Here is an 8,670-nt window from a genome sequence, read left to right as displayed (position 1 = left end):
TTTAAAAAATATCATCACCTTATCGCTTCATGTAAATTGCACGACTGGAAAAAAGCTGGTGGTGAATGTCACAGGAATGGTCCTTCTGAAGACCGCAACCTTCAAACAAAAAATTTATTTTACGCAGCTGCAGGTGACCAGACCGTATTACCATCCCCGGTTCTCCCTGCTGTAGCGGCCCCGCCTCCTGCTCACGCTGCAGCTGCTGTCCATATCTCCCGACATGATACGCCTCCATACCGTCATCGTGCACCATCAACTCATCGTATAGTCAGAACTCATCTGATAAAAAATGGGGATAAGGGCGAGGATGTGCTTGCTGTGCAGAGAGCTCTTAACCGTGTGCTGGTCGGAATAACCCGGGTTAGGATAGATGGAATTTTCGGCACTGCCACGGAAGCAGCTGTACGTCTGGCGCAGACCAAAGCCAATATAGTGTCTGATGGCATCGTGGGCAGAAAGACTATGCGTGCTCTGGATATATTCCATCACCAGCATCACCACGCATAATACGTCTCACCCCACAGGATCCAGAGAAAGAGCCTGCCGCGACAGAAGTTCGCGGTAAGGTCCGTCCTGCCGTTCCAGCGCGGCGGGAGAACCATCCTCCGCAATCCGCCCTTTCTGCATCACGACAATCCGGTCGAAATCCTTCAGCGTGGACAGACGATGCGCCACGGCAATCACCGTGCGCCCCACCATCAGACGATCCAGAGCCGCCTGCACAATCTGCTCGCTTTCGCTGTCCAGCGCACTGGTGGCCTCATCCAGCACAAGAACCGGCGCATTACGTAAGAACGCACGGGCAATCGCCAGACGCTGGCGCTGCCCGCCCGACAGCTTCACACCCCGGTCACCAACCTCAGTCCCAAATCCCTCCGGCAGAGCCAGAATGAACTCCAGACAGCCGGCCGCCTCAGCCGCAGCACGCACCTCCTCATCCGTCGCACCGGTCTTGCCATAGCGGATATTGTCCGAAACCGACCGCCGCAGAAGCGAGACATCCTGCGGCACCACGGACATACACCCCCGCAGCGCATCCTCCGTCAGATCGCGGATATCAATCCCGTCAATCCGCAGCACACCGTCATCCACATAACGCTGGCGCTGCAGCAGGGAGAGCACCGTGCTCTTGCCCGATCCCGAACGCCCGACCAGACCCACCCGCGTTCCAGGCGCGATATGCAGACTGAAATGATCCAGAACCGGCGGCCCGCCGGGATAGGCAAACGTCACATCCTGAAAAACAATATCCCCGCCTGCCGCTGCAGCGAAGGCACGCGCATCCTCCCGATCCCGCATGTCGTGCGGAATCAGCAGCGCACTCAGCGTCTCGGACAGACGTGCCTTGTGCTGAATCGTCTCCACAAGCGCCACCGCCAGATCACGCATGCTATGAACGATCTGGAACCCGAGCCCCATAACCATCACAACATCACCGACCGTTGCCTGGCCAAGCTGCCACAGATGCACCACCCAGATCAGCAGCCCCACAGTCAGGATCACGGTCATGATCGCATGAACCAGACGCAGCTTCTCAAGATAGAACAGAGACCGCTTGCGGATGCTCATCTCGTTCGCAATCACGCCGCCAAGCCGCACACGCTCATAACCGAGCATCCCGAACGTCCGGACCAGCGCGATATTGCCCGTCACATCCTGCATCTCTCCATCCAGAGCAGCAGCCGTGGACGCATAATCCGCATGAAGCTGACGGCCCGAAGAAGCCATCCAGAACATCACGGCAGACATCCCGCCCGACAGACAGATGATCACGGCCCCCATCAGCGGACTGACACTCAGCATCAGGCTGAGGGAAAGAGACACGATCAGGCAGGGCGGCAGCACACTCCACGCCACCAGCCCCTCAAGCGTGAAAGCCGCCACGCTGGCCGTGGAAATACGTGCCGCGAGAGCCGCAGGCATCCGGTCCGCGAAATAGGCCGGAGAATGACCGCTCAGATACCGGAACAGATCACGACGGATATCCCCCGTCACCTCCACAAAGGTTCCGGCCGCAAACCAGCCCGCCACACGCCAGGAAAGATTATCCACGGCGATAATCACACCAAGCACACCGACAGCCTTCCAGACCGACACCATCATCGCGGGTGTGACGCCCCCCGTCATCCCGTTCAGCGTATCCACCAGATTGCGGATGGCATAGGACGCAAACACAGAGCAGATCACCGCAAGAGCGACAAATCCCAGAATAATAATGTGTGAAAGCAGTCTGTTACGGACATATCGCAGGAGAAATCCGACAGGCCTGCCGGTATAGCGCGGCAGTTCGGTATCCGGGATGATGCAGTCTTTGACAGGGCGCAAGGCAGAATTCCAGACAGACATAATGATGCTGAGGACCGGGATACCGCGCCTATAGGGTATTTTTCAGGCACATAAAGGAGAATTTTGCCCCATCAGCCCTCTTGCACGATACCGCAATAGCGCGTCACTCTGTGCGTATGTGTAACAGATAACTCCGGGCCGCAGTGCCCGGAGCAGCAGAAAGACGAAGGCAATGAAATCAGCCCTCCTCGCCGGCTTCAGCGCACTCCTGCTCGGCAGTGCCGCGCTCCCGGCTCTGATGATGCCGCAGCCTGCAGAGGCCGCCTCGAAATGTCGTGACGATAAAGGCCGCTTCGTGAAGTGTCCGCCGCAGAAACCCAAAAAATGCCGCGATGCCAAAGGCCGCTACACGAAGTGTGACGTTCCGCCCGCAGATGCTCCCTCCGGCGCCACGCCGTCCTGAGGAACAAGGCACATGAAGAGACTGAAGCAGACATTCCGGGCGGCAGCCCTCGCTGTTATGGCCGGTTTCATTACGGCAGCCGGAGCCTCTGCCGCTGAACCGCGCAAGGTCATCATCGACGATGACGGCTCGGGCATCATGCAGTGGATGCTGCTTCAGTCTCCGGATGTGGAAGTGCTCGGTATCGCAGCACTGAGCGGGGATGTCTGGCGGGATGAGGCCGTCTCCCAGGCTCTCCGGGCGGTCGAGATGGCCGGACGCCCGGACGTTCCCGTTCTGCGCGGCGCGGTCTGGCCGCTGCTCAATTCAGAGAAGCTGACGGACCGGTGGGAATCTCTCTACGGGAAGCTGGTCTGGAAAGGAGCATGGATGAAGAAGTGGGTCGAACCCACTGACCAGTCGGCACCTCCGTATCATGCCCCCGATGTTGTTCCGGATCTGCCTTGGGGCAACCCGCACCTCGAACCCTCCGACGAACCTGCCGCGGTATTTATGATCCGGATGGTGCATAAATACCCGGGTAAAATTACCATCATGGCCACCGGTCCGATGACCGATCTCGCCCTGGCCCAGCGGCTTGACCCTGAATTTGCCTCCCTGGCGAAGGAGCTGGTCTATATGGGCGGCAGTCTGAACCCGCAGCAGATGCGTGACAGCCCCGGAGCAGCCCAGTTCGCGCGGGAGTTCAGCAACTCACCGCGTCGTGAGTTCAATATCCGCTTCGATCCTGAAGCTGCCTCGATCGTATTCCGGTCGCCCTGGAAGAAGATCACGATGATCCCGGCCGATCCGTCCACGGCAACCGAACTGACCCGGTCCCTGATCGACCGCTGGTCCGCCGCCGCTCCGGCTTTTGCGCCCATGCTGAAAAAGCATGAGCCCGGATTTCCGCTGTGGGACGAGATTGCGGCGGCTGTCTGGCTTGACCCTTCTGTCGTGACCAAGAAAGAGCAGCTCTATATCGACGTCAATACGCAGTTCAGCGCAGGATATGGCGATACGCTGTCCTGGCGTCCGGGCTATCAGCCGGATCTTGATGAACGGGAGGAGGCGGTCATCCGCAGTATTGATGTGGCAAAGCTTGAGGCCATGATCGGTAGGCTTCTTGCCCGGCCGGTTCCCGCTCGTCATGCGCCACAGCCATGACAGGAAAAGCTGTTATACGAATTGTGAAGAGTATTCCTGGCCCCGAAGTGTGTACATCTGACCTGTCTTGAGCGATCAGAGGCGGGCGGATGAGTAACGGTAAGGCTTCAGTGGCGGCACCCGCAGGCGTTTTTGCGCGCCTGCAGGCCAGACTGGCCGCGCCCCTGACGCCGGGTCCTCTGTCCTGGCTGCTGGCGCCGGACCTGTTCAGTTTCGGCTATGCCCTACGGACTACCATTTCCTCACTGATCGCGCTGTGGTTTGCCCTGTGGTGGGAGCTCGGCAGCCCCCAGTGGGCCTGTCTGACGGTCTGGATGATCGCACAGGGATCGCGCGGCCGCTCCATCGCAAAGGCGCGATGGCACATGTTCGGAATGATTGTCGGCTCCATCGCCGCCGTTGCCGTCTTTGCGGCATTTCCGCAGCAGCCGGTTCTCCTCCTTCTGGGGATCAGCGGCGGGATCGGGCTGTTCTGCTTTATCGCGACCTTTCTGCCCGGCCCTGCGGCCATGACCAACTATCGCATGCACGGAATGCGCGCGACAGGCTTCACCTACGCCATCATCACGCTCGATCTGGTTGCCCAGCCCGGTGACGTGTTCATGACCGTGATGTCGCGTGCGACCTACATCACGCTTGGTATTATTATAGAAACGGTGATCTCATCGCTGTTTCAGTTCGGTCTGGACGGGCGGGCGCGAACCAGGCTTGCCGAAAATTTCATCAGTGCGCTGGAACAGACCTGTTCCGCGCTGGTCCTGGTGCTTTCGGGGCGGAGGGATGCGATTTCCTCCTCGGCAGACACATTCGCAGCGCTTGCAGCGCTGAGCGATCAGGTGGAATTTGCCGAGATCGAGATGGGGAAGCACGGTCATGAGGGAGATCATGCGCGTGCGGCCCTGGCCTGCGTTGCCGCCCTGTTCTCACGCGGACTGGATCTTGAGACACTGATGACCGATCCGCTGGCGTCCGGTCCCTCGTTTCAGAAGCTGTGTCATCGGGTGAGTGATTTTCTCAGGGGATTACCTGCACGGCTGACACCGGACGGCGATATTTCTGCTGTCATGGCTGAACTCCGGGCGCTGAATGCGGACTGTCATTTCGTCTCTTCAGAATGCCTGGCAAAAGAGATGGAGATCGTGGTTTCCGCACCGGTCGATGTTCAGAAGGAAATGAGCGTGGCGCGTGAAGGGCAGGCCGTGCATGTCCTGGGAGATATGCTGCAGGAAGTCGGCCAGGCGCTGGAGCAGTTTGATTTCAGTCGCAATTCTCCGGCGGCAGACAATTTCCGCTATACGATGAAGACGTGGCGCGACTGGCATATCGCGACGGCAAACAGCCTGAGAGCCGCGGTTTCAATCTTCGTGGCCGGAGTGATCTGGATCTGTACGGCCTGGCCTGACGGGCTGAGCTTCCTGATGTTTACGGGCATCATCTGCGCTCTGTTCTCCACCCTTGAAACACCGGCTCTTGCATCAAGGGCGTTTTTCCACGGCGCGGTCTGCGTATCTGTCGTGTGTATGGTGGTGGATTTTCTCGTCGTGCCACCGATCGCATCATATGAGTTTCTTGCGTTTGCACTGATGATCCCGATGATGGTAGGAGGGCTTGCCTTTGCCAATCCGAAGATGATTCTCGGGGCCGTGGCCTATAATCTGTTCCTGCCGATCCTTCTCGGCCCGCTCAATCAGGGTCGTATGCAGGAACTGATGTTCTTTAACACGGCCATGCCGCTCATTCTGGCCATGGCGTTCTGTACCCTGATGTATCAGGTGTTCCTGCCGCTTGATCCGGACGGGGTCAGGTGGGGCATGAGAACCTCGATCCTGTCATCCCTCAGGGGATCGGTAACCTCGCGACATGCCCCGATACGGTCTGACGTGATCGGGCATAATATCGAGCGTATGGTCCGGCTTCTGAACACGGTGGGAGGTCGGCGCGACCCCGTGATCAATGCCTATCTCCGCGGCATTCTGTCCGGCATGACGATTGAACTCAATCTCCTGCATCTTCGCAGCATTCTGAGGGAGGGAGGAATGCCGCAGGATGCCACACGTGAAGTGCAGGCCATGATGGATCGCATGGCCCATTTTTCCGGACGGTACGGCGGGCATTACGGACGTACGGAGCGGGCCTCCCGGCTTGCCGTGGATTATCTCGTGAAGCGTGAGCAGACCGAACGTAATCTTTCACAGCGGATTGCGATGCTGCGTGCCCTGGCCAGCCTGCGTGTGATCTGTGCCGAGATTTCGGAAAACCGGCTGTTTTTTGATGCGTCCAGCCCGTATCTGAATCCCCAGTTTCCGTAATTTCATTTTCCTGAAAGCAAAGACGATCTGATTTCGGGAGTGGTTGAAAAGCCGTTTGCGGACGTCCATATGTGCTGTCGGCACGGGTGGCTTATAAAGCGCCCGTGGTTATCGATCCGTCATGAATATGAGGAAAGACAGTCTATGAGCGGACAGGAAACCGCAGGCCACAGCCAGGGTGCGGAAACGCGTGAATTCAGCGCGGAAGTTGGTCGTCTTCTGGATCTTGTGGTCCACTCCCTTTACTCCGAGCGCGAGATTTTTCTTCGTGAGCTGGTCGCGAATGCGGCCGATGCCACGGATCGCCGCCGCTTCGAGGCCCTGACTGACGGGGCGCTTGTCCTGCCGGAAGATGCGAAGATCCGCATCAATCCTGATAAGGACGCGCGCCTTCTGACCATCACGGATGATGGCACAGGCATGAGCCGTGACGAGCTTGTGAACAATCTGGGCACGATCGCACGTTCAGGCACGCGGGCATTTGGTGAAAAGCTGGCGGATGCGAAGCCTGAGGATAAACCAAGTCTGATCGGACAGTTCGGCGTCGGATTTTATGCGGCATTCATGGTGGCCGATCGTGTTGAGGTCGTCTCACGTCGCGCTGGAACGGATGAGGCGTGGAAGTGGACCTCGGACGGGAAGGGGGCTTACAGGCTTGAGCCTGCCAGCCGCGATAAGCCCGGTACGGATATCGTCCTGCACGTCAAGGACGATGCGGATGAATTCCTTGATTCCTGGCGTCTTGAGTCGGTCATCCGGAAGTGGGCGGACCATATTTCCTGGCCCGTCACGATCCTGAAGCCGGATGGTGAGGAAAGTGCGGCCAATACCGGCAAGGCGATCTGGCTGCGTCCGAAGAATGAGGTGACGGAAGATGAACTGAAGGAGTTCTATCGTCACGTCAGTCATAATTTCGATGACCCCTGGGCGACGCTGCAGTGGAAAGCGGAGGGGACGATAGAGTTCAGCGCATTGCTGTTCGTTCCGGGCAGCCGCCCGTTCGACTGGGCCGGAGAGCAGTCACGCGACAGCAAGGTCCGCCTGCATGTACGCCGTATGTTCATCTCTGATGATGCGATGCTGCTGCCGTCCTGGCTGCGTTTCGTGACGGGTGTTGTCGATACGGAAGATCTGCCGCTCAATGTCTCCCGTGAGATGCTGCAGGCGACCCCGGTGCTTGCCCGCATCCGCAAGGCCGTGACGACGCGTGTTCTCAATGAACTGAAAAAGCGCTCTGCCGACGATGCGGAAGGTTTTGAGAAGTTCTGGGAGAATTTCGGTTCCGTGGTGAAGGAAGGCGTCTGGGAAGATGCTGAATATCGCACGGATCTTGCAGGTATCGCACGGTTCCGCTCCAGCGCGGCTGAAGGCTGGACGACACTTGCCGAGTATATCTCACGCATGAAGCCGGAGCAGGAGGCGATTTACTATCTGACCGGTGATAATGCGGATATCCTTGCGAAATCCTCCCAGCTTGAGGGTTTCCGTGCCCGTGGTCTGGAAGTTTTGCTTCTCTCGGACCCTGTGGATTCCTTCTGGCCTGATCGTCTGACCAGCTTTGAGGAGAAGAAGCTGCGCAGCATCACGCAGGGACAGGAAGATCTCGAGAAGTTCGCGGTTACGGATGAGACATCTCTGGGTGATGCTGCCGATCTGAGCGGGCTTCTTCCTGCTCTGAAGGAAGTTCTCGGAGATGAAGTGAGTGATATCCGCGCGACAGAGCGTCTGGTCAGCAGTCCTGCGGCTCTGGCGGCTTCTGCTGCCGGTCCGGACTTGCAGCTTCAGAAGCTTCTGCGGCGGAGCGGGCAGGATGTTCCGGATGTTGCACCTCTGCTGGAGCTGAACCCGCGCCATCCGCTCGTGAAGGAAATGGTCTCCCGTGCGGCATCGGGTGAGTCCGTAAAGGCTCTGTGCGGTCTTATTCTCGATATCGCTCGTATCCAGGATGGTGAGCCTCTGAAGGATCCGGCCGGCTTCTCACAGAAACTGACGGATCTTCTTACAACAAAGGGCTGATGTGGCGCCTTTTTCCTGCTGCCGGGTCGGGGAGAGACATCTTCCCGGCTTTTTTTCAGTTCAGGCTTGTAGTAAGCAGTCTGCCGGGGATGGTTGAAAGGCTGTCGGCAAGGACAATCAGCTGATGGGGAGTTGGGCGGCTTGTCCCTTTTTCGAAGGCACAGATCAGTTCCGTGTCGAGACCGGTCCGTTTGCTCAGGCCCCTTTCACTCAGACCCAGAGAAATTCTCAGGTCATGAATGTTTCTGCCAATGACCTTCGACAGAGGGTCCATCTTAAAGCCGTCCGGGTCTCTGGAGGAACAGACCATTCATCTTCCTCCACGTATAAAAAAAGAGATTATCGATTACATTTGTTAAGATGTCAAAAACCTTCTGGGCCCACCCGGCAGACCTGCACGGGAAATCAGTCAGAACAATGTCATTGGTAAGGCTATTTTAACGCTTT

At 58.0% G+C, this 8,670-nt stretch carries 6 protein-coding genes; 5 read left to right on the top strand and 1 reads right to left on the bottom strand.

Going from position 1 to position 8,670, the window contains the following annotated elements; genetic code table 11:
- A partial coding sequence (locus tag LOC54_RS10360) for a peptidoglycan-binding domain-containing protein (protein ID WP_279313741.1) occupies positions 1–510 on the top strand: 510 nt, incomplete at its 5' end.
- A gap of 6 nt (positions 511–516) precedes the next feature.
- Here the strand turns inward: LOC54_RS10360 and LOC54_RS10355 are convergent.
- The gene (locus LOC54_RS10355; protein ID WP_408740342.1) at positions 517–2,349 is read right to left on the bottom strand and encodes an ABC transporter ATP-binding protein; all 1,833 of its coding nucleotides are present in this window, start codon (positions 2,347–2,349) and stop codon (positions 517–519) included.
- 172 nt (positions 2,350–2,521) lie between these two features.
- Between LOC54_RS10355 and LOC54_RS10350 the strand changes: the two genes are divergently transcribed.
- The 4 genes from LOC54_RS10350 to htpG all read left to right on the top strand — a co-directional run bounded on the left by LOC54_RS10350 (position 2,522) and on the right by htpG (position 8,223).
- The gene (locus tag LOC54_RS10350; RefSeq protein ID WP_279313739.1) at positions 2,522–2,752 is read left to right on the top strand and encodes a hypothetical protein; all 231 of its coding nucleotides are present in this window, start codon (positions 2,522–2,524) and stop codon (positions 2,750–2,752) included.
- A gap of 12 nt (positions 2,753–2,764) precedes the next feature.
- Entirely contained in the window at positions 2,765–3,898 is a 1,134-nt protein-coding gene (locus tag LOC54_RS10345) for a nucleoside hydrolase (protein ID WP_347709400.1), read from the top strand.
- A gap of 89 nt (positions 3,899–3,987) precedes the next feature.
- Positions 3,988–6,207 carry an FUSC family protein gene (locus LOC54_RS10340; protein WP_279313738.1) on the top strand — a complete coding sequence of 740 codons (2,220 nt, stop codon included), beginning with the start codon at positions 3,988–3,990 and terminating at the stop codon, positions 6,205–6,207.
- 144 nt (positions 6,208–6,351) lie between these two features.
- A complete protein-coding gene (gene htpG, locus LOC54_RS10335) occupies positions 6,352–8,223 on the top strand; it encodes a molecular chaperone HtpG (protein ID WP_279313737.1) in 1,872 nt (623 codons plus the stop codon).
- Positions 8,224–8,670: the final 447 nt, after the last annotated feature.

The organism is Acetobacter sp. AN02 (genome assembly GCF_029759835.1).
GTDB lineage: Bacteria > Pseudomonadota > Alphaproteobacteria > Acetobacterales > Acetobacteraceae > Acetobacter.
The sequence above is the reverse complement of the archived record's forward strand: the minus strand, read 5'-3'. Positions and strand labels throughout refer to the sequence as shown.

Bases quoted from the DNA above. Each gene is read 5' to 3' on its own strand.
- htpG (WP_279313737.1), top strand. From the start codon at position 6,352: ATGAGCGGACAGGAAACCGCAGGCCACAGCCAGGGTGCGGAAACGCGT.
- LOC54_RS10345 (WP_347709400.1), top strand. From the start codon at position 2,765: ATGAAGAGACTGAAGCAGACATTCCGGGCGGCAGCCCTCGCTGTTATG.
- LOC54_RS10340 (WP_279313738.1), top strand. From the start codon at position 3,988: ATGAGTAACGGTAAGGCTTCAGTGGCGGCACCCGCAGGCGTTTTTGCG.
- LOC54_RS10355 (WP_408740342.1), bottom strand. From the start codon at position 2,349: ATGTCTGTCTGGAATTCTGCCTTGCGCCCTGTCAAAGACTGCATCATC.
- LOC54_RS10350 (WP_279313739.1), top strand. From the start codon at position 2,522: ATGAAATCAGCCCTCCTCGCCGGCTTCAGCGCACTCCTGCTCGGCAGT.